The 26902-nt window shown below is 70.9% G+C and carries 23 protein-coding genes; 13 read left to right on the top strand and 10 right to left on the bottom strand.

Going from position 1 to position 26902, the window contains the following annotated elements; all coding sequences use genetic code 11:
- The first annotated feature begins 2 nt into the window (after nucleotides 1-2).
- A complete protein-coding gene (locus tag CLV56_RS18210) occupies nucleotides 3-2486 on the top strand; it encodes an ABC transporter permease (RefSeq protein WP_039339549.1) in 2484 nt (827 codons plus the stop codon).
- Between the two features lie 262 nt (nucleotides 2487-2748).
- Here CLV56_RS18210 and CLV56_RS18205 read toward each other — a convergent pair whose 3' ends face one another.
- The 3 genes from CLV56_RS18205 to treS form a co-directional block, all read right to left on the bottom strand.
- Entirely contained in the window at nucleotides 2749-3204 is a 456-nt protein-coding gene (locus CLV56_RS18205) for a hypothetical protein (RefSeq protein WP_039339550.1), read from the bottom strand.
- A 63-nt stretch (nucleotides 3205-3267) separates the two neighbouring features.
- Nucleotides 3268-4698, bottom strand: a complete 1431-nt coding sequence (locus tag CLV56_RS18200) for a maltokinase N-terminal cap-like domain-containing protein (RefSeq protein ID WP_039339552.1) — start codon at nucleotides 4696-4698, stop codon at nucleotides 3268-3270.
- The gene (treS, locus tag CLV56_RS18195; protein WP_100415391.1) at nucleotides 4698-6425 is read right to left on the bottom strand and encodes a maltose alpha-D-glucosyltransferase; all 1728 of its coding nucleotides are present in this window, start codon (nucleotides 6423-6425) and stop codon (nucleotides 4698-4700) included. Before treS ends, CLV56_RS18200 begins: the two co-directional genes overlap by 1 nt.
- Nucleotides 6426-6484: 59 nt before the next feature.
- Here treS and CLV56_RS18190 point away from each other — a divergent pair, with 59 nt between their 5' ends.
- Both CLV56_RS18190 and CLV56_RS18185 read left to right on the top strand, forming a co-directional pair.
- The gene (locus CLV56_RS18190; protein ID WP_100415390.1) at nucleotides 6485-7006 is read left to right on the top strand and encodes a hypothetical protein; all 522 of its coding nucleotides are present in this window, start codon (nucleotides 6485-6487) and stop codon (nucleotides 7004-7006) included.
- A 197-nt stretch (nucleotides 7007-7203) separates the two neighbouring features.
- Nucleotides 7204-8232, top strand: coding sequence for a type IV toxin-antitoxin system AbiEi family antitoxin domain-containing protein (locus tag CLV56_RS18185; RefSeq protein WP_039339557.1), 1029 nt, complete (start codon nucleotides 7204-7206; stop codon nucleotides 8230-8232).
- Nucleotides 8233-8338: 106 nt separating this feature from the next.
- Here CLV56_RS18185 and CLV56_RS18180 read toward each other — a convergent pair whose 3' ends face one another.
- Entirely contained in the window at nucleotides 8339-10261 is a 1923-nt protein-coding gene (locus tag CLV56_RS18180) for an alpha-1,4-glucan--maltose-1-phosphate maltosyltransferase (RefSeq protein WP_039339559.1), read from the bottom strand.
- A 32-nt stretch (nucleotides 10262-10293) separates the two neighbouring features.
- The gene (glgX, locus tag CLV56_RS18175; RefSeq protein WP_170224823.1) at nucleotides 10294-12288 is read right to left on the bottom strand and encodes a glycogen debranching protein GlgX; all 1995 of its coding nucleotides are present in this window, start codon (nucleotides 12286-12288) and stop codon (nucleotides 10294-10296) included.
- Between the two features lie 99 nt (nucleotides 12289-12387).
- Between glgX and CLV56_RS18170 the strand changes: the two genes are divergently transcribed.
- The 4 genes from CLV56_RS18170 to CLV56_RS18150 all read left to right on the top strand — a co-directional run bounded on the left by CLV56_RS18170 (nucleotide 12388) and on the right by CLV56_RS18150 (nucleotide 15645).
- Nucleotides 12388-13167: an enoyl-CoA hydratase/isomerase family protein gene (locus CLV56_RS18170; RefSeq protein WP_039339561.1), complete on the top strand. Its 780-nt coding sequence runs from the start codon at nucleotides 12388-12390 to the stop codon at nucleotides 13165-13167.
- A 4-nt stretch (nucleotides 13168-13171) separates the two neighbouring features.
- Nucleotides 13172-14119, top strand: a complete 948-nt coding sequence (locus CLV56_RS18165; protein ID WP_039339562.1) for a class I SAM-dependent methyltransferase — start codon at nucleotides 13172-13174, stop codon at nucleotides 14117-14119.
- Nucleotides 14116-14805, top strand: coding sequence for an acyltransferase (locus CLV56_RS18160; RefSeq protein ID WP_039339564.1), 690 nt, complete (start codon nucleotides 14116-14118; stop codon nucleotides 14803-14805). The genes CLV56_RS18165 and CLV56_RS18160 overlap by 4 nt, the downstream gene beginning before the upstream one ends.
- Nucleotides 14806-15216: 411 nt before the next feature.
- Complete coding sequence (locus CLV56_RS18150) at nucleotides 15217-15645, top strand: helix-turn-helix domain-containing protein (protein ID WP_100415386.1); 429 nt, start codon at nucleotides 15217-15219, stop codon at nucleotides 15643-15645.
- Here the strand turns inward: CLV56_RS18150 and CLV56_RS18145 are convergent.
- The 4 genes from CLV56_RS18145 to CLV56_RS18130 form a co-directional block, all read right to left on the bottom strand.
- Nucleotides 15596-16231 (bottom strand): ClpP family protease, encoded by a 636-nt coding sequence (locus CLV56_RS18145; RefSeq protein WP_039369054.1) that lies wholly within the window; start codon nucleotides 16229-16231, stop codon nucleotides 15596-15598. The two genes, CLV56_RS18150 and CLV56_RS18145, sit on opposite strands and share 50 nt — an antisense overlap.
- Nucleotides 16228-16857, bottom strand: a complete 630-nt coding sequence (locus CLV56_RS18140) for a ClpP family protease (RefSeq protein WP_039369051.1) — start codon at nucleotides 16855-16857, stop codon at nucleotides 16228-16230. Before CLV56_RS18140 ends, CLV56_RS18145 begins: the two co-directional genes overlap by 4 nt.
- An 86-nt stretch (nucleotides 16858-16943) precedes the next feature.
- Nucleotides 16944-17672 (bottom strand): class I SAM-dependent methyltransferase, encoded by a 729-nt coding sequence (locus CLV56_RS18135; RefSeq protein WP_039369048.1) that lies wholly within the window; start codon nucleotides 17670-17672, stop codon nucleotides 16944-16946.
- A gap of 254 nt (nucleotides 17673-17926) precedes the next feature.
- Nucleotides 17927-18424: a DUF6069 family protein gene (locus CLV56_RS18130; protein WP_100415385.1), complete on the bottom strand. Its 498-nt coding sequence runs from the start codon at nucleotides 18422-18424 to the stop codon at nucleotides 17927-17929.
- Nucleotides 18425-18799: 375 nt separating this feature from the next.
- Between CLV56_RS18130 and CLV56_RS18125 the strand changes: the two genes are divergently transcribed.
- From CLV56_RS18125 to CLV56_RS18100, 6 genes are all read left to right on the top strand, one after another.
- Nucleotides 18800-19579, top strand: coding sequence for an electron transfer flavoprotein subunit beta/FixA family protein (locus CLV56_RS18125; protein ID WP_039369045.1), 780 nt, complete (start codon nucleotides 18800-18802; stop codon nucleotides 19577-19579).
- 13 nt (nucleotides 19580-19592) lie between these two features.
- Nucleotides 19593-20549, top strand: coding sequence for an electron transfer flavoprotein subunit alpha/FixB family protein (locus CLV56_RS18120; RefSeq protein WP_039369042.1), 957 nt, complete (start codon nucleotides 19593-19595; stop codon nucleotides 20547-20549).
- Between the two features lie 251 nt (nucleotides 20550-20800).
- The gene (locus CLV56_RS18115; RefSeq protein ID WP_039369041.1) at nucleotides 20801-22426 is read left to right on the top strand and encodes a peptide ABC transporter substrate-binding protein; all 1626 of its coding nucleotides are present in this window, start codon (nucleotides 20801-20803) and stop codon (nucleotides 22424-22426) included.
- Nucleotides 22427-22552: 126 nt separating this feature from the next.
- Nucleotides 22553-23479: an ABC transporter permease gene (locus tag CLV56_RS18110; RefSeq protein ID WP_039369036.1), complete on the top strand. Its 927-nt coding sequence runs from the start codon at nucleotides 22553-22555 to the stop codon at nucleotides 23477-23479.
- The gene (locus CLV56_RS18105) at nucleotides 23472-24449 is read left to right on the top strand and encodes an ABC transporter permease (RefSeq protein WP_039369032.1); all 978 of its coding nucleotides are present in this window, start codon (nucleotides 23472-23474) and stop codon (nucleotides 24447-24449) included. Before CLV56_RS18110 ends, CLV56_RS18105 begins: the two co-directional genes overlap by 8 nt.
- Entirely contained in the window at nucleotides 24446-26146 is a 1701-nt protein-coding gene (locus CLV56_RS18100) for a dipeptide ABC transporter ATP-binding protein (protein WP_039369029.1), read from the top strand. Before CLV56_RS18105 ends, CLV56_RS18100 begins: the two co-directional genes overlap by 4 nt.
- A 183-nt stretch (nucleotides 26147-26329) precedes the next feature.
- Here CLV56_RS18100 and CLV56_RS18095 read toward each other — a convergent pair whose 3' ends face one another.
- Nucleotides 26330-26857 (bottom strand): hypothetical protein, encoded by a 528-nt coding sequence (locus tag CLV56_RS18095; protein ID WP_039369026.1) that lies wholly within the window; start codon nucleotides 26855-26857, stop codon nucleotides 26330-26332.
- Nucleotides 26858-26902 lie beyond the last annotated feature (45 nt).

Below are 26902 nucleotides of genomic sequence, written 5' to 3'. Positions count from 1 at the left end.
GCGTGCTCCGGCTCATCCTCAGCAGCGTCCGGCACAACCGTGGGCGCTACCTCGCGACGCTGGTCGCGATCATCACCGGCGTGATGTTCTACGCCGCGACCGGCTTCCTGTCCGAGGGCATCATCGACTCGCTCGAGGGTGACGTGGACCGGGAGTTCGGGGCCGTCGACGTCGCCGTCGTGGCCGACCCGGACGCCGCGGCCGAGGCCGCCGAGCCGCTGGTGATCCCGGGCCGTCGCGCGGACCGGATCCTCGGGCTCGACGGAGTGGAGGCGGGCGCGGGGACCCTGACCGGCCCGAGCGGCTTCGTGGTCGGCGGCGACCCGGTCGCGACCGACGCGACGGCGCGGCTGTGGGTCACCGACGACGAGCTCAACCCGCTCGACGTCGAGGAGGGTGAGGCGCCGAGCGCGGCCGGCGAGATCGCCGTCGACCGGGGGCTCGCCGAGGACCAGGGCTTCGCCGTCGGCGACGACGTCACCCTGCTGACCGTCGCGGGCCCGCAAGACGTGACGATCGTCGGCACGACCCGGTTCGCCGACAGCGACGCACTGGACTCGGCCGGCACGGTCTCGGTCCCCGAGGCGTCGGCGTTCGACTGGCTGCGCGACGGCCACCGCGAGTACGACAACCTCTATCTGCGTGCCTCCGGCTCGCCCGACGCGCTGCTCGACGAGGTCGAGGCCGTGACGCCGCCCGCGTTCGAGGCCGTGGACGGTGAGGACTTCCGCGAGCAGCAGAAGGAGTCGTCGGGCTCGTTCGGCCGGGTCATCAAGCAGGGACTCCAAGCCTTCGCGATCCTGGCGCTGCTGGTCGGCGGCTTCGTCATCTACAACACCTTCAGCGTGATCGTGGCGCAGCGGCAGCGCGAGCTGGCGGTGCTGTCGGCCCTCGGTGCGACCGGGAAGCAGCTCAAGCGGTCGCTGCGCTACGAGGGCCTCGTGATCGGCCTCGCGGGGTCCGCGATCGGCGTCGTGGTCGGGTACGTCCTGGTCGTGGTCATGGCGCTCCTGCTCCAGCTCTTCGGTGTCGATCTCCCCGGCGGTGGCGCCAAGATCACGTCGGGCACGATCCTCGGCGGGCTCGTGCTCGGCACGGTGATCACCGTCGTCTCCGTGATGGTGCCGGCACGGCGCGCGGGGCGGACGGAACCGATCGCGGCGATGCAGGACGCAGCCGTCGAGACCGGCACGCTGTCGCGGGGGCGGGCGATCGCGTCCGCCGTCCTGGCCGGGCTGGGACTGCTCGCGATGTTCTTCGGCCCGAACGCCCCCGTGATCGGCCTGGGAGCGGTGCTGTTCGTCGCCGCGCTCCTGGTCGGTGCGCCGTTCGTCGCCGTCGCCGTCGCGCGCCTCAGCCGCCCGATCATGCACCGCTTCGGGCTGGAGGGGCGCCTCGCCGTCGACAACTCCGTACGCAACCCCAAGCGCACCGCGACCACCGCGAACGCTCTCGTGATCGGCGTCCTGCTGGTCACGTTCGTGTCGGTCGCTGGGAGCAGCATCCGCGACTTCGCCGTCGAGACGATCGACGAGCTCCAGAGCGCCGACTACGTGGTGTCCTCCGAGGGCGGGACGGTCGATCCCGACCTGGTCAGCGCGATCGAGTCGATCGACGAGGTCGAGGCCGTCACCCCGTACCGCCGGGAGACCGTCACCGTCGACGGCGATCCGGCCCTCATCTCCAGCGGCGACCTGGCCGCGCTCGGAGAGGAGACGGACCTGACCGTCCTCGACGGCAGCCTCGACGACCTGAGCGGCGGCGCGATCGCCGTCCTCGAGGGCACCGGCACGGTGGGCGACACCGTGGCGGTCGAGGATCTCGACGGCCAGACGGTCGACCTCGACGTCGTCGCCGTGCTCGCGGTGTCGCTGGACGCGGCCCAGCTCGGCGACCTCGTCGACGAGGAGACCTTCGAGGAGCTGGTCGGCGACGTCGCTCCCACCGCCGCGATCGTCGACGTCGCGGTCGGGAAGCAGTCCGAGACCGAGGAGGAGATCCAGGACATCGCCGACCTCCGGCCGGACATCACGATCATGGCGGGCAACGCCCTGGGCAACCTCATCGGCGGGATCTTCGACTTCGCGATCAACGCCGTGACCGGCCTGCTGCTGATGAGCGTGGTGATCGCGCTGATCGGGATCATCAACACGATGTCGCTGTCGATCCTGGAGCGCCGCCGCGAGCTCGGCCTCCTGCGGATCGTCGGGATGACCGACCGCCGGGTCCGGCGGATGGTCCGGCTCGAGTCGGTGCTCATCGCGCTGATGGGGACGCTGACGGGCATGGTCGCGGGGATCGTGCTGAGCCTCGCCGTGACCACGGGCATGGCCCGGCTCGCCGGCGTGTCCGTCGGGTTCACGGTGCCGTGGCTCACGCTGGTCGCCGTTCTCGTCGCCGGGTCCGTGCTCGGATTCCTCGCCGCGCTCGTGCCTGCCCGGCGATCGACCAAGCTGTCGGCGCTGGACGCGGTGCAGGCGACCTGACGGCCGCACACGCCCACGTCCGCCTGCGCCGCCGAGACGGTCCTCGCTCAGTCGGTACGTCGCCGACGGCGGAACCACCGGAATCGACCCTGCTTCGGCGGGCCGGGCCGACCCGGTCGCGGAGCCCCCGGCTGCGGCGGCGTCCCGGGCGAGGGCAGCGGCGCCCACGGCTGGGGCGAGCCGGGCTGCGGCGCGTCCGGCCGGTCGCGCCGGCTCGGTCGGCCGGGGTCGGGGAGGCGCGGCTGCGGATCGTCGTTGCCCATCACAGTCTCCCGAGGTCGAACACGAGGGCCGTCACCTCGACGAGGAGCGCGACCGCACCGAGAGCGGTCACCTTGTGGAGACGGTCGAGCGTCCGCTCGTTGGTGTCGAAGTGGCCGCTCATGTGCAGCGCGAGGTCGCGCTCCATGTCGTCGGTCGAGTTCGTCTCGTCGTCGGCCCACCCGACGATCGTCGTGGGCCGCTGGACCACGGTCATCTCCCGCGGCCACAACGTCATGACGGTGAACGCCGCGACGAGCAGGAAGGCCAGCACCGCGACCCAGGTGGCGACGCCGAGCGGCCGATCGCCCCGCAGGCCACCGAGGAACGCCGCGGCGACGCCGGCGACCCCGAGGAAGGCGGTCGCACGGTCCCGGGTCCCCTTGAGGTCGTCGATCTGGGAGTCGAGCCCACGTCGGCCCTCGTCGAGGGCGATGCTGTAGCGAGAACCCGACACCTGAGCCAGTCTGCACCGTACGAGGCTCGCCGACCCGGCGAATGCACCCGGGGCCCGGAGCCGTCAGCGCTCGAGCAGGCGGTCGAGCGCGGTCGCCGGGACCGCGACCCAGTCCGGCCGGTGGTCGATCTCGTACACGTACTCGTACAGCGCCTTGTCGATCTCGTACGCCCGCATCAGCGTGTCCGTCAGCTCGGCCGACGACGCGGGCTCGGCCGCGTCGGCGGCGCGACCCGAGGCGTACCCGCGCAGGAACGCCCCGCGGTTGCGGCGCGCCCACGCCTCCGCGCGCGCGACCTCGTCGCCGTCGGCCGCGACCGACTGGAGCAGCGACGAGCGCGCCGCGTAGTCGAAGGAGCGCAGCATCCCGGCGATGTCGCGCAACGGCGAGTCCAGCGCGGTCCGCTCCGCGAGCGGCGCGGCCGGCTCGCCCTCGAAGTCGATCAGCTTCCAGCCGGCGGTCGTCCGCAGCGTCTGGCCGAGGTGCAGGTCCCCGTGGACCCGCTGCGCCAGCGCGCTCCCGTCGGGCGTGCGGAGCTGGTCGTAGACCGCCCGCGCGGCGTCGGCGTACGGGGCGAGGGCCTCGACCCGCGCCACCAGCGCGTCCATCCGTGCGGTCAGCCGGTCGGCCAGCGCGGCCAGCTCCTCGGCGCCCCACGACGCGGTCGTCAGCCGCTGCGCCATCAGCGTGTGGACCAGCGCCACCGCCTCCCCGAGCCGCTCCGCCTCGCCCGCGAAGTCGCCGCCGGCCTCCTGCGGGGCGAGGTCGGGCTCGGCCAGCAGGTCGCGCACGCTCGCCCGCGCGGAGTCCCAGCCGCTCGTCGCGGTCCGCAGGAACCGCTGCAGCATGGCCAGGTCGTACCCTTCGCCGGGCTGGGTGTCCGTGCACACCCAGCCCCACAGGGCCGCGATCGCGTCGTCGCCCGGTCCGGCGAGCGCGTCGTGGATCTCCACGTCGGGGTTGCGCCCCAGCACGACCTTGCGGAACACCTTCAGCATCGCCACCTCGTCGACGATCATCGAGGTGTTCGACTGCTCGACCGCGAGCAGCACGGACTCCGAGTCGGGACCGATCGGCTCGCTCGGCTCGTCGGAGTCACCGTCGGTCGCGTGGAACGACGGCTCGGTCGCGTACCGGATCCCACCGACGCGCGCGTCGGTGAAGAACCCCGCCATCAGCACCTGGCGCGCCTGCGGGTCGTGCAAGGCGTCGTAGACGAACTCCTCACGACCGTCCTCGTCGCGCGACGTCCCGATCAGCCCGTACGCGTTCGCCTCGATCGGCTCGGAGCGGTACGCGGTCGGCAGGTTGTACGTCTGGCGGCCGCCGGGCCCGTCCACGGTCACGATCTCGTACCGGACGCGCAGACCCTCGGGCGCGCCGTCCAGCCATCCGTACGCGTCGAGGTCGACGAGCTCCCAGCCGGGCCCGTCGCCGGCGAACCACCGCTGGCGCACCAGGTAGTCGAGCATCGCGGGCGTCTCGGGGGACATCAGCCCTCCTCCTTCGGAAGCGGACGGATCCGGAACCAGTAGAACCCGTGGCCCGCCAGGGTCAGCAGGTACGGAAGCTCACCGATCGCGGGGAACTCGACACCGCCCAGCATCTCCACCGGCTGCACCCCGGCGTACGCGTGCAGGTCGAGCTCGACGGGCTGCGGGAAGCGCGACAGGTTGTTCACGCACAGCATCACGTCGCCCTCGTGCTCGCGCACGAACGACAGCACCGACGGGTTGGACCCGCCCAGGTCGTGGAAGGTGCCGAGCCCGAACGCCGGGTGCTGCTTGCGGATGTGGATCATCCGGCGCGTCCAGTGCAGCAGCGACGAGCGGTCCTCCTCCTGCGCCTCGACGTTGACCGCCTGGTAGCCGAAGACCGGGTCCATGATCAGCGGGAGGCTGAGCTTGCCCGGGTTCGCGCGGGAGAAGCCGGCGTTGCGGTCCGGTGTCCACTGCATGGGCGTGCGGACCCCGTCGCGGTCACCGAGCCAGATGTTGTCGCCCATCCCGATCTCGTCGCCGTAGTACAGCACCGGCGAGCCGGGCAGGCTGAGCAGCAGCGCGGTGAAGAGCTCCATGCGGTTCGTGTCGTTGTCCAGCAGCGGCGCGAGCCGTCGCCGGATCCCGATGTTGGCCTTCATCCGCGGGTCCGTGGCGTACTCGCGCCACATGTAGTCGCGGTCCTCGTCGGTGACCATCTCGAGGGTCAGCTCGTCGTGGTTGCGCAGGAAGATGCCCCACTGGCACGAGTCCGGGATGTCCGGGGTCTGCTCCATGATCTCGCTGATCGGGTAGCGGGACTCGCGGCGTACGGCCATGAACAGGCGCGGCATCACGGGGAAGTGGAAGCACATGTGGCACTCGTCGCCACCGGCCTCGGCGTCGCCGAAGTAGTCGACCACGTCCGCCGGCCACTGGTTCGCCTCGGCGAGCAGCACGCGGCCGGGGTAGTGCGTGTCGACGAACGAGCGCACCTTCTTGAGGAACGCGTGGGTCTCGGGGAGGTTCTCGCAGATCGAGCCCTCCTCCTCGTACAGGTACGGGACGGCGTCGAGCCGGAACCCGTCCACGCCCATGTCCAGCCAGAACCGCAGCACGTCGATCATCGCGTCGTGCACCGCGGGGTTCTCGAAGTTCAGGTCCGGCTGGTGGGAGTAGAAGCGGTGCCAGAAGTACTGGCCGCGCACGGGGTCGTACGTCCAGTTCGAGGTCTCGGTGTCGACGAAGATGATCCGGGCGTCGGAGTACGGGTCGTCGGAGTCGGACCACACGTAGAAGTCGCCGTACGGGCCGTCCGGCTCGTCGCGCGACGCGGTGAACCACGGGTGCTGGTCCGACGTGTGGTTCATGACCACGTCGATGATCACGCGGATCCCGCGCTCGTGCGCTGCGTCGAGGAGCGTCTGGAACTCCTCGATCGTCCCGAGCTCCTCGGAGATCTCGGTGTAGTGCGCCACGTCGTACCCGCCGTCGCGCAGAGGAGAGGGGTAGAACGGGGGGAGCCAGAGGCAGTCCACGCCGAGCCACGCCAGGTAGTCGAGGCGGCTGGTCAACCCGGCGAGGTCACCGACGCCGTCCGCGGACGAGTCCGCGAACGATCGCACCAGGACCTCGTAGAACACCGCCCGCTTGAACCACAGCGGGTCGTCGTCACGCCGGTCGCGGGCCTCGGTCGAGCGCCGGTCGCGTGCCTCCGTCTTCGCTCGTGTGGGGGCGTCCATGCGCGCCATCCTTGCACGCCTCCGCGACTGTGCAGGCCGCCGCCGCTACGCTGACGAGCGTGGTCACCGCCGTGGTCGTCGCGCTCGTCGCCGGCATCGCGCTCGGCGCCCTGCTCGTGTGGTTCTCGAGCCGGGCCGCGGCGCGCGTGCCCGAGGCGACGATCGGCCGGCGGCTCCCGGCGGTGGCGCCGGGCCTGCGCGCCGGCTCCGTGATCACCAGCGAGAACACCGTGGTCGACGAGGTCACCCTGGCGGAGATGACCCGCCTGCTGACGGAGGGCAAACGGCTCGAGGCGACCCGTCTCCTGCACGTACGCACGGGGCTGACGCTGCTCGCCGCGAAGTCCCAGGTCGCGGAGTGGGAGACGGTGCTCGGGGTCGAACGGGCGACCGAGCGCGCCCACGCCGCTCTGCGGCCGCTGGACCACCCGGAGGTCTCCGACGCGATCGCGGAACAGGTCCGCGAGCTGCTGGGTCGGGGGAAGACGTTCAAGGCGATGAAGCTGCTGCGTTCGCGTACGACGATGCGGCTCACCACTGCGGCGCACTACATCGACACGGTCCGCCGCCACGCCATGTGACCCTCGCGGCGCGGGCGCAGCGAGCGGCCGCTCGCGCGCGTTGGCCCGTAGTCCGCGGACCGAGCGCGCCTTGCCGACTCCGAGCGCATCCCGCAGGACGTGCTAGGAGTCGGCAACGCGCGCTCGGAGGATGTCGGTCCTCCACAGGCACCCCGTGAGTACGCCATCGGAGGCCGGGGGCCGACAGGGTGGTGACCATGCACCGACTTGAACCGCGCGCCATCGCCAACGGCGGGTACGTCACCCGACGCGAGGCCGTCGACTGCGGCGTCTCCGACGCCGCGCTGCAGCGCGCCGTCGACGGAGGCGTCCTCGTCCATCTGCACAGGGGCGTGTACGCCCCTGTGTCGTGGCGGCGGCTGTCCGTCGCGGAGCAGACCGTGGTCCGTCTGCGGGCCGTGCTCGCGCACGTCAAGCCTGGCCATGTCGGGACCCATGACAGCGCGATCGCCGTGCACGGGCTCGCGACCGGTGCGCTCGTGCCCGACGGGCTCGATCTCGACCGCGTCCACCTGGCCCATCGCGACGGGACGACCAGCCGGCGCACCGGCGCCCTGCATTACCATCGCGGCCCGCTCGAGGCTTCCGAGATCGTCGAGATCGGCGGGGTTCCCGTCACCGAGCCGGTTCGTGCGGTGGCGACGACGATGACGACCCTCGACCTCGACGACGGGACGGTGCTGGCGTCGGGGTGGCTCGCGTCGCGCATGGCCGACGCGCGACGGCGGGGAATGGTCGAGCTGTACGACCAGGAGGCCGACCGTTCTCGGCTCGTCGCGCAGCTCGACACGCTGGCCCACTGGACCGGGGCGCCGACGGCGCGCGACGCGGCGGCGATCGCGGACGCGAGGTGCGACAGCGTCGGGGAGGTCCGGGTGCTAGTCATGCTGTGGCGGTACGGGATCGAGCGTCCGGAGCCGCAGTACGAGATCGCGATCGGGCCCGATCGGCACGCCGAGGTCGACTTCTGCTGGCCGGAGGCGCGGCTCGTGGTCGAGTTCGACGGGAAGCAGAAGTACGAGGACGAGGGGGATCGGGGCGGTCCGAGTGCCGCGACGAAGGTCATGAACGAGAAGCGGCGCGAGAAGGCCATCGAAGATCTCGGCTTCAGCGTCGTCCGCGTCACCTGGATCGATCTCCTGCCCCAGAACCAGGAGCGGACCGCCGCGCGGATCAGGAGCGAGCTCGCTCGGGCCTATCGACGGGCGCGGGCGGGGCGCCTGTGACCGACTCCGAGCGCGTTCCGCCGAATCCGAGCGCGTCCGGCAGGACGCGCTCGGATTCGGCAACGTGCGCTTCGTACGGGATCGGCGGGTGGATCGACCGCGACCCTCAGCGCAGGACGGTCAGCACGTGCGCGACCTCGCCCTCGCCGCCGAGCCGGACGTAGTCGTGCTCGCCCCACTCGTACTCCGCGCCCGTGAGCTCGTCGCGGACCCGGAACGTCTCGCCCCACCCGATCCCGAGGGCGGGAAGGTCGAGGTGGACGGTGGTCTCGTGGTCGGCGGCGGGCTGGAGGTTCGCGACGACGATCACCGCGTCGTCGACGTCGCCGCGCAGGTAGCGCTTGGAGTACGCGATCACGTGCTCGGAGTCGGTCGCGTGGATCGTGAGGCGGTGGAGCTGACGCAGCGCCGGCCGATCGGCGCGGATGGCGTTCAGGCGCGCGATGAACGGAGCGATGGAGCGCGGGTCGTCGAAGTCGCGCTCGCGCAGCTGGTACTTCTCGGAGTCGAGGTACTCCTCGCTCCCGGGACGCAGCGGCGTGTGCTCGAGGAGCTCGAAACCGGAGTACACGCCCCAGCTCGGCGCGCCGGTCGCGGCGAGCACCGCCCGCAGCCGGAACATCGCAGGATCTCCCGAGTGCAGGTGCACCGGGAGGATGTCGGGGGTGTTGACCCAGAACGTCGGGCGCATCACCGCCGCCTTGCGGCCGGACACCTCGGACAGGTACGACTCGAGCTCGCCCTTGGTCTCCCGCCACGTGAAGTACGTGTACGACTGGTGGAACCCGACCATCCCCAGCGCCTGCATCATCGCGGGCCGCGTGAACGCCTCGGCGAGGAACACCACGTCCGGGTCGGTCGTGCGGACCTCGCGCATGAGCCGCTCCCAGAACGCGACCGGCTTCGTGTGCGGGTTGTCGACCCGGAAGATCCGGATCCCGTGGGCCATCCACAACCGCACCACCCGCAGGATCTCCGCGTACAGGCCCTCGGGGTCGACGTCGAAGTTGAGCGGGTAGATGTCCTGGTACTTCTTCGGCGGGTTCTCGGCGTACGCGATGGAGCCGTCGGCGCGGACGTTGAACCACTCCGGGTGCTCGCGGACCCACGGGTGGTCCGGCGCGCACTGCAGCGCGAGGTCGAGCGCGACCTCGAGGCCGACCTCGCCGGCGCGGGCGACGAACGCGTCGAGGTCGTCGAACGTGCCGAGGTCGGGGTGGATCGCGTCGTGACCGCCCTCGGCGGCGCCGATCGCCCACGGGGATCCGACGTCGCCGGGCTCGGTGACGAGCGCGTTGTTGCGTCCCTTGCGGTTGACCCGGCCGATCGGGTGGATCGGCGGCAGGTAGACCACGTCGAAGCCCATCCCGGCGACCGCGGGCAGACGGTCCGCCGCGCCGCGCAGCCCGCCGTACGAGCGAGGGAACAGCTCGTACCACGCACCGGCGAGCGCTCGCTCGCGGTCGGCGAACAGCGGGTACTCCCGCGTCGCGTCGAGCAGGTCGCGCACGGGGTACCGGCCCATGACGTCGAGCACCGTCTCGGTCCGTCCCGCCTCGAGCCGCTCGTCGACGGCGCGGCGACGGTCCTTCAGCACCTTCGCCGCGGCGCGCAGCTTGGCCCGGTCGGCGGTCGTGCCGCGCGGAAGGCCCTTGGCCGCTCGCTCGAGCAGCACCGCGCCCTCGAGCAGCATCACCTCGGTGTCGACGTCGGCGGCGATCTTGACCGCCGCATCGTGCAGCCACGTGCCGTACGGGTCGGACCACGTCTCGATCCGGAAGGTCCACGCACCGGGCTGCTCCAGCGTCAGCCAGACCTCGTGCACGTCGTTGTCCTGGTGGGGGAGCCGCACGAGGGGCCGCTCACGCCCGTCCGGACCGGTGAGCACGACCCCCGCGCCGAGGCGGTCGTGGCCCTCCCGGAAGACCCGCGCCCGCACCGGGAACGGCTCGCCCACCGTGGCCTTCGCGGGGTAGGCCCCGTGCTCGATCACGGGGGAGACGTCCATCACCGGGATACGCGTGATCATGCTCCGACCGTAGTCGAGACCGGTGGGGGTTCTCAGATCTCGGTGGCCTCGACCAGCACCAGCACCGACTGGCCGGCGACCTCGATCGTCTCCTTCGCGCCGTACGTCGCGTCGCGGTCGAGGTCGGCGGTGTCGAGCGCGACCCGGTAGCTCGGGGGCCAGGGGTCGGCGGGGAGCGTCCAGGCGACGGGCCCGTCCGCGGCGTTGAGGAGCACGAGCACGCTGCGGCCCTCGCCGTCGCCGGTCTGCGTGCCGTCGAGCGCCATCCCGACCGCCGTCGTGGTGTCGTCGGCCCAGTCCTCGTCGGTCCACGGGCGCGCGTCCGGGTGGAGCCACGCCAGGTCCTCGCGCCCGTACGGGCCGCCGGGCTCGCCGGTGAAGTACCGGGCGGTCCGCAGCGCCGCGTGCTCGGCCCGCAACGCCAGCAGGCGCGAGGCGACCGTACGGAGGTGGCCCCACCCGACGTCGGGGATCCAGGGGAGCCAGGTGGTCTCGTCGTCGTGGCAGTACGCGTTGTTGTTGCCGCCCTGGGTCTGCCCGAGCTCGTCGCCGGCCCGGATCATCGGCGTCCCCGCGGACACGAGCAGGGTCGCGAGCAGCGCGGCGGAGCGGCGCCGGCGGCGCGTCAGGACCTCGACGTCGTCGGTCTCCCCTTCGGCACCGCCGTTGTCGGAGCAGTTGTGGTTGTGGCCGTCGCGGTTGTCCTCGCCGTTCGCCTCGTTGTGCTTGTGGTCGTAGGAGACGGTGTCGCGCAGCGTGAACCCGTCGTGCGCGGTGACGAGGTTGACCGACGCCTGCGGTGGGCGGCCGCTCGGCCCGAAGATCTCCGAGGAGCCGGCGAGCCGGGTCGCGATCGGAGCGGCGCCACCTCCGTGGCCGCGCCAGAAGTCCCGGACGTCGTCGCGGAACCGGTCGTTCCACTCGGCCCACGGCTCGGGGTACCCGCCGAGCAGGTACCCGTCCATGCTCGCGTCCCACGGCTCCGCGACGAGCTTGACGCCCCGCAGCGCCGGGTCGGCGGTGATCCGCTCGATCAGGGAGCGGTGCAGGTTCACGCGCCCCTGCCCGGCGCGAGCGAGCGCGGAGGCGAGGTCGAACCGGAACCCGTCCACGTGCATCTCGGTGACCCAGTAGCGCAGGGACTCCATCACGAGCGCCTCGGCGGGAGCGGCGTGCGTACGGACGGTGTTGCCGCAGCCGGTGACGTCGAAGTAGCGCCCGTGCGCGTGCCGGTAGTAGCCGGCGTCGTCGAGCGCGCGCAGGTGCAGCAGCGGACCGTCCTTCCCACCCTCGGCGGTGTGGTTGTAGACCACGTCGAGCAGCACCTCGAGCCCGCGCTCGTGCAGCGCCCGCACCATCGTGCGGAACTCCGAGACCGGGTCGTCGGTCGCGGCGTACGGCGCGTGCGGGGCGAGGTAGGCGGCGGTGTTGTAGCCCCAGTAGTTCACCAGGCCGCGCTCGGCGACGCTCGGCTCGGTGACGAAGTGGTGCACCGGCAGCAGCTCGACGGCGGTGACGCCGAGATCGACGAGGTGGTCCAGCACGGCCGGGTGGACGAGCCCGGCGTACGTGCCTCGGAGCTCGTCGGGGATGTCGGGGTGGAGCCGGGTGAGGCCCTTGACGTGCGCCTCGTAGATCACCGTGCGGTCCCACGGGGTGCGTGGCGCGACGTCCCCGGCCCAGTCGAACCCGGGCTCGACGACGTACGAGCGCAGCGCGGAGGTGTGTCCGTCGAGACCGCCGGTGACGTGCCGGGCGTACGGGTCGAGCAGGCGGACGCCGTCGACGACGAACCCGTACTCCTGCCGGGGCGGGAGCCCGGCCACCTCGACGTGCCACACCGAGCCCGTCCGCGACTCGAGCTCGACGGTCCCGATCCCGGGCAGCTCGACCTGCACGGCGCGGGCGCGCGGGGCGTGCACCGCGAAGTTGACGCCGCCGCCCGCGAGCCGGGTGGCGCCGAACGGGTGGGGGTAGCCGGGGGCGGACCCGTGGCGCTCGTACGCCCACGCCTCGGAATCGTGCATCCGTCCATGATGACGCACACGACAGCCGCAGCGGCGGGCCACGCTGTGGCATTCGCTACTCTCGGGTCGTCCCCGCACCCTGCACGAGAGGCACATCCGATGGGAGAGCTCGTCCGGCTCGAGGTCGCCGACGGCGTCGCCACGATCAGGCTCGATCGTCCGAAGATGAACGCCCTGAACATCCAGGTGCAGGACGAGATCGCCGAGGCCGCACGTGAGGCGGACGCGCGCGACGACGTCGCGGCGGTGGTCGTGTACGGCGGCGAACGGGTGTTCGCGGCCGGCGCGGACATCAAGGAGATGGCCGAGATGGACTACCAGGACATGGCGGCCCGGTCCAAGGCCCTGCAGGCGTCGCTGACCGCGGTCGCGCAAATCAGCAAGCCGACGGTGGCCGCGATCACGGGGTATGCCCTCGGCGGCGGCTGCGAGCTGGCGCTGTGCACCGACATCCGGATCGCCGCCGACGACGCGAAGCTCGGCCAGCCCGAGATCCTCCTCGGGATCATCCCGGGCGCCGGCGGCACGCAGCGGCTGTCCCGCCTGGTGGGTCCCGCGAAGGCGAAGGACATCATCTTCACCGGGCGGTTCGTCGACGCCGACGAGGCCCTGGCGATCGGTCTGGTCGACCGGCTCGTCCCCGCGGCGGAGGTGTACGACGCGGCGCTCGCGTGGGCGGGGCAGTTCGTCGGCGCGGCGTCCCTTGCGCTGCGCGCCGCGAAGGACTCCGTCGACAAGGGCCTCGACGTCGACCTGACGACCGGGCTGGAGATCGAGCGGATGAGCTTCGCGGCGTTGTTCGCGACCGAGGACCAGAAGACGGGCATGCGCTCGTTCATCGAGAACGGGCCGGGCAAGGCCACGTTCGAGGGAAGGTAGCCCGATGTCCGGCTCAGCACCCAACCCGCACGCGACCGCCGACCAGGTCGAGGCCGCCTGGGAGGACACGAAGCTCGCCCAGGTGCTCTACCACGACTGGGAGGCGCAGACCTACGACGAGAAGTGGTCGATCTCGTTCGACGAGCGCTGCATCGACTACGCCCGGGATCGCTTCGTCGCCGTCGCCGGCGAGGCCGGCTGGCCTTACGGCCGCAGCCTCGAGATCGGCGCCGGCACGGGATTCTTCACCCTGAACCTCATGCTCGCCGGCGTGATCGAGAAGGGCACGGTCACCGACATCTCGCCGGGGATGGTCGAGGTCGCGCAGCGCAACGCCGAGGGTCTCGGCTTCGCGCTCGAGGGCGAGGCCGCGGACGCGGAGAGCCTTCCGTACGACGACGACTCGTTCGACCTGGTGATCGGGCACGCGGTGATCCACCACATCCCGGACGTCGAGAAGGCGTTCCGGGAGATGCTGCGGGTGCTCCGCCCGGGCGGGCGGATCGTGATCTGCGGCGAGCCGACCCGACGGGGTGACTTCGTGGCGCGGCGCCTGTCACGGCTGACCTGGTGGGCGACGACGAATGCGACCAGGCTCGGCCCGCTGCGCGGCTGGTCCCGTCCGGCCGAGGAGCTCGACGAGTCGTCGCGTGCGGCGGCGCTCGAGGCGGTCGTCGACCTGCACACGTTCGAGCCGTCCGCGCTGGAGCGGACGGTCCTGCGGGCCGGCGGCGTGAACGTGCGGACCGCGACCGAGGAGCTGACCGCGTCGTGGTTCGGCTGGCCGGTGCGGACCTTCGAGGCGGCCGTGCCCGAGGATCGTCTCGGGGCGGGCTGGCGGATGTTCGCGTACAAGACGTGGCTGCGGCTCTCGGCACTGGACAAGGCGGTCTCGCCGGTGGTGCCGAAGGGTCTCTACTACAACGTCTCGGTGACCGCGACGAAGCCGTGAGCGCTCCGCGTCAGGCCCGGTTCCTGACCCGCGACTCGTGGCGCTGGGTCCGGCGGCACCGCGCATGGACTCCGTACCACCTGGTGCGCTACTGGCGGTTCTGGCGGTTCCGCCGGCGGCACCCGGACGTCATCACCGAGGGGTTCGTGTTCCTCGGTCGGGACGTGCAGATCGAGACGAAGACTCCGTACGGCCGGATCGTCCTCGGTGCGTTCGTGCACCTCGGCGACCGGACGGCGCTGCGTGCGCACAACGGGACGCTGCGGCTCGGCGACAAGGTCGTGATGGGGTCGGACAACATCGTCAACGCCCACCTCGACATCGAGATCGGTGCGGCGACGATCGTGTCGGACTGGACCTACATCTGCGACTTCGACCACGTCACGCTCGACCTGGAGCGGCCGATCAAGGACCAGGGGCTGGTGGTCGCGCCCGTACGGATCGGTCCCGACTCGTGGATCGGCGTGAAGGCCTCGGTGCTGCGGGGCACGACGACCGGGCGCGGGGTCGTGCTGGCGGCGCACACCGTCGCCCGGGGCGACTACCCGGACTACGCGATCGTCGCCGGGCTGCCCGGACGCGTGGTCAAGAGTCGGCGCGACGACGCGGCGGAGTGGGCCGAGATCCAGCGCTACACCGCCGAGGTCGCCGCCGAGCAGGCCGAGGCGCGCGAGACCTTCGGTTGACGGCCGGCGGGTGGCGGCTGGCGGTTGGCGGGTGACGGCTGGCGGTTGGCGGCTGGCGGTTCGCGGCTGGCGTGATCCGGCAGCCGCGACGCGCGGCCCACTGGAAGACGCGCGGCCCACCAGAAAATCGGGCCACGTGGGATTCCTCGCACACCGTACGCGCACGGTGTGCGAGGAATTCAGCCCCGACCCCCTGTTCTCAGCGGCACCGCTGGGCGAGGCGCGAGCGGAGCGGGTGGGTCTTCGCTGGTCGAGGCGCGAGCGGGGCGGGTGGGTCTTCGCCGGTCGAGGCGCGAGCGGAGCGGGTGGGTCTTCGCTGGTCGAGGCGCGAGCGGAGCGAGTGATCGAGACCCCGTCCGCCCCTAGCAGAACGGCCTTCCTGCGAGGCGCGACCTGACCTAGCCTGCCGACATGGGCGACCTGATCCGGTTCGAGCCACGCGAGCAGCCACGCGAGCACACTCCGCGATCCGACGCGCACGCACCGTCGTCGCGGATCCCTGGTCGTACGGCGCCGCGCGCGCCGCTCGACGAGCCGGAGCCGCTGTGGCGGGTCGTGCTCGGTCGCCGGCTCCGTGCCCTGCGGCTCGAGAGGGGCCAGAGGCTCGCTGACACCGCCGGTGCTGCGGGGATCTCGGTCCAGTACCTGTCCGAGGTCGAGCGCGGCCTCAAGGAGCCGTCGAGCGAGATCGTCGCGGCCGTCGCCGGTGCCCTGGGCTGCACGCTGCTCGACCTGACCGCCGGGGTGAGCCTCGACCTGCGCAGCCGGACCGTTTCCCGCGGCGCCGGCCCTACAGCGGGGCCGACGCAGGGTGGGGCGCCGCAGGCCCGCGCGGCCTGACCGGCGCCTCGAGCACCACGTCGACCAGGCCGTACGCCCGGGCCGCGCTCGCCGAGAACACCCGGTCGCGGTCGGTGTCGTGTCGCAGCGTGGCCGCGGTCTGGCCGGTGTGGGCGGCGAGGATCTGCTCCATCTCGTTGCGGACGCGCACGACCTCGTCGGCCTGGAGAATGAGGTCCGGGATCGTCCCCTGCCCGCGTGCCGCCGGCTGGTGCAGCACGAACCGTGCGTGCGGGAGCGTCGCGCGCTTGCCCGGCGTCCCACCCGCGACCAGGACCGCGCCGCCGGCGATCGCCTGCCCGACGCAGACGGTGGCGATGGGGGAGCGGATGTGCTGCATCGTGTCGTAGACGGCGAGCATGGCGGTCTCGTCGCCGCCTTCGCAGTTCACGTAGAGACTGATCTCGGCATCAGGCGAGTCGGCCTCCAGATGAAGCAGCTGGGCGATCAGAGCATTCGCGACGCCGGCGTCCACGCCCGTGCCGAGGTAGACGATCCGCTCGCTGAGCAGGTGCGAGTAGACGTCCATGATCCGTTCGCCGCGCGGGTGCTGGGCGATCACGTTGGGGATCGTGTAGCTGCTCATCGCACGGCCTCCCGCCCCGCGACGCCCATCCCGACGGTGCGGCGCCTCCGCGGCATCACCTGGTCGAAGGAGTCGACGACCGCGTCGACGAACCCGTACGCCCGGGCCTGCTCGGCCGTGTACCACCGGTCGTGCAGCGAGTCCTCGAAGATCCGCTCCACCGGCTGTCCGGTGTCGGAGGCGATCAGGCCGAGCACGGTGTCGCGGGTGTGCCGCAGGTCGTCGGCCTGGACCTCGATCTCGACGGCGCTCCCGCCGATGCCGGCGGAACCCTGGTGCATGAGGACGCGGGCGTGCGGGAGCGCGTACCGCTTGCCGGGCGTCCCCGCCGACAGCAGGAACTGGCCCGCGCTGCACGCGAGGCCGAGTGCCAGGGTCGCGACGTCGCACGGCACGATCCGTACGAGGTCGCGCAGGGCGAGCATCGACGGGACGGACCCGCCGGGGGAGTGGATCCACAGCGCGACGTCCGCATCCGGGTCGTCGGCCGCGAGCGAGATCAGCTGGGCCGACAGCAGAGCACCGTTGTCGTCGTCCAGGACGCCGTCGAGGACGAGGACACGTCGGGCGAGGAGCTGCTGGCGGGTGGTGGAGTCGAACTGGGGCGGTGCGTTGTCGTGGCTCATGGCCTCACCCTCGCCACACCTGGCGGCGGCGATCCAGCGAATCCACCCTGGGCGGATCGGCTCCGGGCGGATCCGCTGTCGGCGGATCAGACCCGGGCGCTGATCACGAGGTCCAGCGAGGTGGCGAGATCGTCCTCCGCGAGCGCGAAGTCGGCCGTGGTGACCGACGCGACGCAGGTGGCGACGGGCTCGGGCCACGAGGCGTACGGCCCCGCGATCTGGGCCTCGACGATCGAACCGTGCTCGCGCTCCCACGTCGTCAGCCGGGCTCCGTGCCGCAGCCCCGCGTACTGGGTGACCGTCGCGTGCCGCGCCACCAGAGCGCGGAGCTGGTCGGGGTCGAGCTCGTTCGGGTGGTACGGGTTGCCGGGCGGGAAGGTCAGGGTGTTCGGCGTGCTGACGACGAGCGTGCCGCCCGGACGGAGGACACGCACGCACTCGGCGAGGAACGCCTCCTGGCTCCACAGGTGCTCGATCGTCTGCAGGCTCACGACCACGTCGAACGCGCCGTCCGTGAACGGCAGGCTCACGAGGTTGCCGCGCAGAACCCGGAGCAGGGGATAGGCGGTGCGGACGTGCCCGGTCGCGTACGCGTCGTAGTCGAGCGCGACGACCGCAGCGGCGGTCCGGGCGAGCAGGTCCGCTCCGTACCCCTCGCCGCACCCGGCCTCGAGCACCCGGCGATCAGCGACCCGGTCGGCGATCGCCTCGTAGACGATCTCGTGACGCCGGAACCAGTAGTTCTCGTGCCAGAGCCCCGGCACCGTCCGCTCACCGGTGATGACCATCTGCGGACGAGGCTCGGGCGCGGGCATGCCGGCGAGCCTACGGGTCTCGATCCCTCGCTCCGCTCGCGCCTCGACCAGCGGACGTCACGTGGGGGTGCCGGCGAGCCTACGGGTCTCGATCCCTCGCTCCGCTCGCGCCTCGACCAGCGGACGTCACGCGCGGGTGCCGGCGAGCCTACGGGTCTCGATCCCTCGCTCCGCTCGCGCCTCGACCAGCGGACGTCACGCTGGTCGAGGCGGGCGAGGGACGAGCCCGATCGAGACCCCCGACCGACGGAGGGTCAGGCCACGCCGGTCTTGACCGACCGCGAGGCCGTCCCTGAGACCAGAGTCGCGATCACGATCGCGATCAGGACTCCGACCGCCGCCGACGCGATCTGCTCGGACACGTCGATGTCGACGGTGAACGGGAGGACACCGACGATCACCGTGATCAGGGTCGCGATCCACCCGAAGAACAGCTTCGGGCGCGGGGTCGCGATCAGCAGGAGGTGCATCAGCGCGGTCGCGAGCAGCGCGGCGGCGGCCGCACCGAACGCGTACGGCACGGTCGAGGCGACGTCCCACCCACCCGCGCTGTCGGGCACGAAGACCGGGATGTCGAAGACCCCGCGGCAGACCAGCAGACCCACCACCGCGGCGAGTCCGGCGACGACGGCGGTCGCGACCCCACCCGCCCAGAGCCGGCCCGGGTCGATCGTCAGACCGCTCGGCGTCTGGGGTCCACCGTCGCTCGGCCGCGCGTCGCCGGGCTCGTACGGGGGCTGGTCGTAGCTCATGCGTTCTCCATCGTCTCGGGTCGGGCCGCGGACCCGGCGGTGTCCGTGGGAGCACGGGGGCTACCATGAGGGCACCTGCCGGGCCGATTCCTCGGCCGGTCGTTGCGGCCCAGTGTCGCAGTGTCCGGGGCGTAGGGGCCACTACCTGACACGGCGCGGGTCACCATCCGTTCCGGTCGAGCGCCTGACGGGAGGGGGCTCCGGTGTGACCCACGCCATTTCGCCGCCTCTCGCCATCGGGGTTACCTGTCGGTAACGTGAAAGATGCGGAGCCGTATCCAGCTCCGGCACCAGCAGCCGCCACGGCTGCCGCGACGCGCGTCTCGTGCGAGCGCCGTGACCGAAGTCGACTGCACAGGAGGGGCCGAAGAGGCCATGAACATCGTCGTCTGTGTGAAGTACGTACCGGACGCCACGGCGGACCGGTCCTTTGATGCGTCGGACAACACCGTCGACCGCGAGGGCGTGGACGGTCTGCTGTCCGAGCTCGACGAGTACGCGGTCGAGCAGGCGCTGCAGGTCGCCGAGGAGAACGACGGTGAGGTCACCGTCGTCACCGTCGGCCCTGCCGACGCCGCCGACGCCGTCCGCAAGGCCCTGCAGATGGGCGCCGACGCCGGCGTCCACGTCGAGGACGACACGATCGCCGGCTCGGACGCCGTCGCGACGTCGCTGGTCCTCGCGAAGGCGATCGAGAAGCTCGAGCACGACCTCGTGTTCTTCGGGATGAGCTCGACCGACGGTCTCATGGGCGTCGTCCCGACCATGGTCGCCGAGCGCCTCGGCCTGCCGGCCGTGACGTTCGCCTCCGAGGTGACCGTCGACGGCAGCACGGTGACGGTGCGCCGTGACGGCGACACCGCGACCGAGACGATCACGGCCTCCGCGCCGGCCGTCGTGTCGGTCACCGACCAGTCCGGCGAGCCTCGCTACCCCTCGTTCAAGGGGATCATGGCGGCGAAGAAGAAGCCGGTCGAGGACCTGACGCTCGACGACCTCGGGATCGAGGCCTCCCAGGTCGGCCTGGACGCCGCCTGGACGAAGGTCCTGTCCTTCGCCGAGCGTCCGCCGCGGACCGCCGGCGAGATCGTCACCGACGAGGGCGACGGCGGCGTGAAGCTCGCCGAGTTCCTCGCCTCGAAGAAGTTCGTCTGAGGAGGCAAGCAGCATGAGTGAGATCCTCGTTCTCGTCGACCACGTCGACGGTTCCGTCCGCAAGACCACTGCTGAGCTCCTGACGATCGCCCGTCGCCTCGGGACGCCGTCGGCCGTCTTCATCGGCTCCGGCGCCGACGCGGCCCAGGCCGCGCTGGCGCAGTACGGCGCCGAGACGGTCTACGTCCTGGACGCGCCGGAGCTGTCGGAGTTCCTCGTCGCCCCCAAGGCCGAGGCGCTGGCCCAGCTCGTCGCCGACAAGCAGCCCGGCGCGGTGCTGATCTCCAGCTCCGCGGAGGGCAAGGAGATCGCCGGACGTCTGGCGATCAAGACCGAGTCGGGCGTCATCACCGACGCCGTGGACGTCGTCGCCGAGGGTGACGGGGTCAAGACGACCCAGTCGGTCTTCGCCGGCGGGTTCACCGTCGACGCGACCGTCACCCACGGCACCCCGATCGTGGCGGTCAAGCCGAACTCCGCCACCCCGGAGGAGGCGTCGGGCGCCGCGACTCTCGAGCCGGTCTCGGTGACGGTCTCCGACGCCGCGAAGGGCGCGAAGATCACCGACTCCAAGCCGCGTGAGGCGACCGGTCGTCCGGAGCTGACCGAGGCGGCGATCGTCGTCTCCGGCGGCCGTGGCACCGGGGGCGACTTCTCGCAGGTCGAGGCCTTCGCGGACTCGCTGGGGGCCGCTGTCGGCGCCTCGCGCGCCGCTGTGGACTCGGGCTGGTACCCGCACAGCTTCCAGGTCGGGCAGACCGGCAAGACGGTCTCGCCGCAGCTGTACGTCGCCAACGGCATCTCCGGCGCGATCCAGCACCGCGCCGGGATGCAGACCTCGAAGACGATCGTCGCGGTCAACAAGGACCCCGAGGCTCCGATCTTCGAGCTGGTCGACTTCGGCGTCGTCGGCGACCTCAAGGAGGTTCTGCCGCAGGCGACCGACGAGGTCACCAAGCGCAAGGGCTGAGCCCGCCGTACGTCCGAGACCGCCACGCCCCCGTCGGGGCGTGGCGGTTCTCACGTCCAGGGGCGGGAACCTAGGCGCCGTTTCGACCGTTTTGGGGCCCTCTGATAGGAAAGCGGGTGGCCCAGCGCACATCCGCGGTTGTAACACTTCGGTAAGCGTCTGGCTCGCACCCTGTTGTACGGGTGATCCGCATAGTAGGCATGGGGTTGCGCAATTCTTATTGCGAACACCCAACGAAACAGGAGGATTCCATGCGACTCTCCCGGCGTACTCGCCTGGCGGGCGTGGCGTTGCTCGCTGCAGTCGGTCTGACCCTGACCGCGTGCGGCGGCGGCGGGAGTGATGACGACACGGCCAGCACCGATGCCGTCATCACCGTCGACGGTTCTGAGCCCCAGAACCCGCTCGTTCCCTCGATGACGAACGAGACCGGTGGCGGCAACGTCATCGACATGATCTTCGCCGGCCTGGTCACGTACGAGGCCGACGGCTCGTCCACCCTCGAGGTCGCGGAGTCGATCGAGTCCGACGACAACAAGACCTGGACCGTCACGCTGAAGGACTGGTCGTTCAGCGACGGCACCCCCGTGACCGCGAGCTCGTTCGTGGACGCGTGGAACCAGGGCGCGCTGAGCACCAACGCTCACCTGAACAGCTACTTCTACTACCCGATCCAGGGCTTCGAGGAGGTTCAGGCCGAGAACCCGAAGGTCGACACGATGTCGGGCCTCGAGGTCGTCGACGACAAGACCTTCACCATCACCCTGAACCAGCCCGAGTCGGACTTCCCGGCGCGTCTGGGCTACTCGGCGTTCTACCCGCTGCCCGAGGCGGCCTTCGAGGACCTCCAGGCCTACGGCGAGAACCCGGTCGGCAACGGCCCGTACATGATGGACGGCGAGGGCGCGTGGCAGCACGACGTCCAGATCGCGCTGGTCCCGAACGAGGACTACGACGGCGCGCGCCAGGCGCAGAACGCCGGCCTGACGTTCAAGTTCTACACGAACCTGGACGCGGCCTACGTGGACGTCCAGTCGGGCAACCTCGACGTCCTGAAGACGGTTCCGGACGCCTACCTGACGACGTTCCAGGACGACAACCAGGTCCAGCCGTTCTCCGAGCCGGGCTCGGTCTTCCAGTCGTTCACCTTCGCGGCCTCGATGCCGGGCTTCGGTGACGACGAGGAGGGCCACCTCCGTCGCGAGGCCATCTCCATGGCCATCGACCGGGCCGAGATCACCGAGAAGATCTTCGCCGACACCCGTACGCCTGCGGTCGACTTCAGCTCGCCGCTGATGCCGGGCTTCACCGAGGAGATCGAGGGCAACGAGGTCGTGGAGTTCAACCCGGACGAGGCCAAGAAGCTCTGGGCCGAGGCCGACGCGATCAAGCCCTACAACGGCACCTTCCAGCTCGCCTACAACGGCGACGGCGGCCACGAGGCCTGGGTCGAGGCCGTGACCAACCAGATCTCCAACAACCTGGGGATCAAGGCCGAGGGCAAGGCGTACCCGACGTTCGACGAGCTTCGGACCGACGTCACCGACCGGACGATCGACATCGCGTTCCGGACCGGCTGGCAGCCGGACTACCCGTCGATCTTCAACTACCTCGCGCCGCTGTACGGCACGGGGGCCGGCTCGAACGACGGCGACTACTCGAACGCCGAGTTCGACGACCTGATGAGCCAGGCGTCGGCGGCGGAGTCCGACGAGGAGCGTGAGCAGATCTACGCGGACGCCCAGGCGATCCTCATGGAGGACCTCCCGGCCATCCCGCTGTGGTACTCGAACATCGCCGCGGTCGCCGCGGACGGCGTCAACGACGTCGAGTTCAACTGGCAGAACCTGCCGGAGTACCAGCTCCTCACCAAGTAACCACCGCTCGATGCAGGGCGCGTGGAGCAGCTGATCGGCTGCTCCACGCGCCCTGCGCGGGTACGATCGGCCCCGACCGGGCCTGATCCACCCTGAGCTCGATCACTCTCCATCAGGAGGCTCGCGATGTGGTGGTACACCGGCAAACGACTGCTGCAGACCATCCCCGTCATCCTCGGGGCCACACTGCTCATCTACGCCCTGGTCTTCCTTCGACCGGGCGACCCGATCAACGGACTCTTCGGTGACAAGCCGATCTCCGACTCCGTCAAGGCCCAGATCGAGGCGCAGTACAACCTCGACAAGCCGTTCCTGCTCCAGTGGCTGCTGTACCTGAAGGGCGTCTTCGTCGGCGACTTCGGGATGTCCTACACCGGGCAGCCGGTCATCGACCTGGTGAAGCGGGCGTTCCCCGTCACCCTCAAGCTCGCGTTCATGGCCCTGATCATCGAGGCCGTGCTCGGCATCATCGCCGGCACCATCGCGGGCATCCGCAAGGGCAAGCTCTTCGACTCGACGATGCTCGTGGTCTCGCTGCTCGTGATCGCGGTGCCGATCTTCGTCTTCGCCTTCCTGCTCCAGCTGGTCTTCGGCGTGAAGCTGGAATGGTTCCCCCCGACCGTGGGCGGCAACACGTCGTTCTACAACCTGCTGCTCCCGGCGATCGTGCTCGGTCTGGTCTCGTTCGCCTACGTCTTACGCCTGACCCGGACGTCGGTCTACGGCAACCTCACCGCCGACCACGTCCGTACGGCCCGCGCCAAGGGGCTCCCCGAGGGCGTGGTGGTGCGCCGCCACGTGCTGCGCAACTCGCTGATCCCGGTCGTGACGTTCCTGGGTGTCGACCTCGGAGCCCTGATGGCCGGTGCGGTCGTGACCGAGGGCATCTTCAACATCCCCGGCGTGGGCAACCTCGCCTTCCAGGCGATCCAACGCGGCGAGAACCCGACCGTCGTCTCGGTGGTCACGATCATGGTGCTCGTCTACGTGCTGGCCAGCCTGGTCGTGGACCTGCTCTACGCCTGGCTCGACCCGAGGATCCGCTATGCCTAATCAACCGCTTCCCGGACAGGAGCGCTTCGTCGCTCCCCTCGAGGAGACGCCCCTGCAGGCGGTGGACTCCCTCGACGTCGACGAGACCCCTGCGAGCCAGTGGAAGGAGGCGTGGAAGCAGCTCCGCAAGAGCCCGCTGTTCATCGCCTCCGCCGTCCTGCTGGTCCTGCTGGCGATCGTGATCGCGGTCCCGCAGGCGTTCACGAACACCGATCCGTTCCACTGCGTCCTCGGGCGACAGTTCGAAGGGCCGTCGCCGGGCCACCCGTTCGGCTTCGACCGGCAGGGCTGCGACGTGTGGTCGCGCACCCTCTACGGGGCGCGCGCGTCGGTCGCCGTCGGTGTCCTCGCGACCCTGCTGGTCGCACTGGTCGGTGGGCTGACCGGCGCCGTCGCCGGTTACTTCGGCAAGAACGCGGACGCGATCATCTCGCGGGTCAGCGACATCTTCTTCGCCATCCCGATCCTGCTCGCGTCGATCGTCGTGCTGTCGATCTTCAACAACCTGTACCCGGATCGCGGGTTCTGGGGCGGCGTCGGAGCGGTCGTGCTGGCGCTGGCGTTGTTCGGCTGGCCGCAGATCACGAGGATCATGCGCGGCTCGGTGCTCGAGGTGAAGAACCTCGAGTTCGTCGATGCCGCTCGCGCGATCGGCGCCAGCAACTGGACGAACCTGCGCCGGCACATCGTCCCGAACGCCCTGCCTCCGGTGATCGTGACGTCGACCGTCTCGCTCGGCATCTTCATCGTGGCCGAGGCGACGCTGTCGTTCCTGGGCCTCGGTCTGCCGCGCTCACGCGTGGTCTCCTGGGGCAACGACATCGCGGCTGCGCAGGTCGTGATCCCGTCGGGCGAGAACCTCCAGGTGATGTTCGTCCCGGCGGCTGCGCTCGCGCTCACCGTGCTCGCGTTCATCCTGCTCGGCGACGCCGTGCGGGACGCGCTCGACCCGAAGGCGAGGAAGCGATGACCGAACCGCTGCTGGAGGTCCGTGACCTCGAGGTCGCGTTCCAGTCCGACAAGAGGATCGTGCCCGCCGTGCGCGGCGCGAACCTCGTGATCTATCCCGGCCAGACGGTCGCGATCGTCGGCGAGTCCGGCTCCGGGAAGTCGACGACGGCCCACGCCGTGATCGGTCTTCTCCCCGGCACCGGCAAGGTCACCGGGGGCGAGATCACCTTCGACGGCCGCAACATCGTCAACGCCTCGAAGGGCCAGAAGGTCGCGATGCGCGGCTCCGAGATCGGCCTGGTCCCGCAGGACCCGATGACCAACCTCAACCCGTTGTGGAAGGTCGGTGACCAGATCAAGGAGTCGCTGGTCGCCAACGACGTCGCCAAGGGCAAGGCCGCCGACCGGCGGGTCGTGGAGCTGCTGCAGGAGGCCGGGCTCGGCGACGCCGAGCGGCGCGCGCAGCAGTACCCGCACGAGTTCTCCGGCGGCATGCGTCAGCGGGCGCTGATCGCGATGGGTCTGGCCGCGCGGCCGAAGCTCCTGATCGCCGACGAGCCGACCTCGGCGCTCGACGTGACGGTGCAGAAGCAGATCCTCGACCACCTCGACGGGCTGACCGCCGAGCTGGGGACCGCGGTCATGCTGATCACTCACGACCTCGGTCTCGCTGCGGAGCGGGCCGACCACATCGTGGTGATGTACAAGGGCCAGATCGTGGAGTCCGGGCCCGCGCTGGAGATCCTGAAGAATCCCGAGCACCCGTACACCAAGCGGCTCGTGACCTCGGCGCCGTCGCTGGCGTCGCAGCGGCTCACCGCGGTCCAGCACCGCGAGGAGATCCGTGAGGCAGCGATCCAGACGGCCGGCGAGATCGCGGAGGAGGCCGAGGTCGCCGCAGCGAAGGCCGCGTCGGGTCCCGACCACGTGATCGAGGTCGACGGCCTGACGAAGGTCTTCAAGCTCCCCGGCGACAAGCCGTGGCGCAAGACGGACCTGGTGGCCGTGGACCACGTGGACCTGCGTCTGGAGCGCGGGACCACGACGGCGATCGTCGGCGAGTCCGGCTCCGGCAAGTCGACCGTCGCGCGGATGGTGCTCGGTCTGCTGGAGCCGACCGAGGGCACGGTGAAGTTCGACGGCGTCGACGTGTCGACGTTGAAGGGCAGGAAGCTCTTCGACCTGCGGCGCAAGATGCAGCCGGTCTTCCAGAACCCGTACGCCTCGCTCGATCCGCTCTACACGGTCTACCGCTCGATCGAGGAGCCGCTGCGCACGCACGGGATCGGCTCCGAGAAGGAGAACGAGCAGCGGATCCGGACCCTGCTGGACAAGGTGTCGCTGCCGGGCTCGGTGATGAAGCGGTATCCCAACGAGCTGTCCGGTGGTCAGCGTCAGCGCGTGGCGATCGCGCGTGCGCTGGCGCTGCAGCCGGAGGTGGTCGTGCTCGACGAGGCCGTCTCGGCGCTCGACGTGCTGGTCCAGGCGCAGATCCTGGAGCTGCTCAACGATCTCCAGGCCGAGCTCGGACTGAGCTACCTGTTCATCACGCACGACCTCGCGGTGGTCCGCCAGATCGCCGACGACGTGCTGGTCATGCAGGACGGTCAGGTGGTCGAGGCTGCGAGCGTCGCCGAGGTCTTCGACAACCCGCGCGAGGAGTACACCCGCAAGCTGCTCGACGCGATCCCGGGACACGACCTGCTGGTCGGCTGACCCCGGAGCGCACCGCGCGTCGTACGGCGACGGACCCGGCCGTACCGCCCCCGGACCGGTCCTGCACCGATCGGCCGGGGGCGGTCTGCGTAGCCGGCTGGGGAGTTCTGCACTGGGCACCGAAGGTTTCCCTCGCCCGGTGCAGCTCACCCCAGCCGGCTACGGAGTCTGCAGCGGCTGCGCTCAGCGGCGCTGGATCTTCCAGAGGTTGTGGCCGCGTACGAGCGGCGCCTTGATCTTCCCCTTGCGGAGGGTGGTGACCGTGCAGCCGCCGCCCTGGCCGGTCGTCGTCCTCGTGACCTTGACCTTGAGGGTGCGGGAGCGGTGGAGCATCCGCATCCGCGCGGTCTCGCCCTTCGGGACCTTCATCGTGTAGACGTACGCGCCGCCGCTCTCGCTCCAGCGGCTGGTGACCCGGGCTCCGCGTTGCGACGCCCTGGACACGGCCGCGCCGACGTCGCGTTTCAGCCGCTTCGGGTAGCGCGCCTTCGCGCGGGCCGTCTTGCCCGCCGTGTCGAACCGGAGCGTCGCCGGTCCCTTCAGGTAGCTGGTCTTGAAGCTCGTCGGGATCCAGGATCGGGTGATCTTGGTGACGTGGACGGTGGTCTCGCCCGCCTCGGGGCACGCGGCGTGCGCGGGAGCGGCGGCGAGGGCCGGGGCTGCGACGATCGGTACGGTGCCGAGCAGGATGGCGATGCGCGACTTCAGCATGGGTCTCCTTCGGTGGGTTCGACGGCCACGCCAGACAACCACGGA

Source organism: Mumia flava (assembly GCF_002797495.1).
Taxonomy (GTDB): Bacteria; Actinomycetota; Actinomycetes; order Propionibacteriales; family Nocardioidaceae; genus Mumia; species Mumia flava.
Note: the sequence above shows the minus strand (reverse complement) of the source record. Positions and strands in the feature narration are given on the sequence as shown.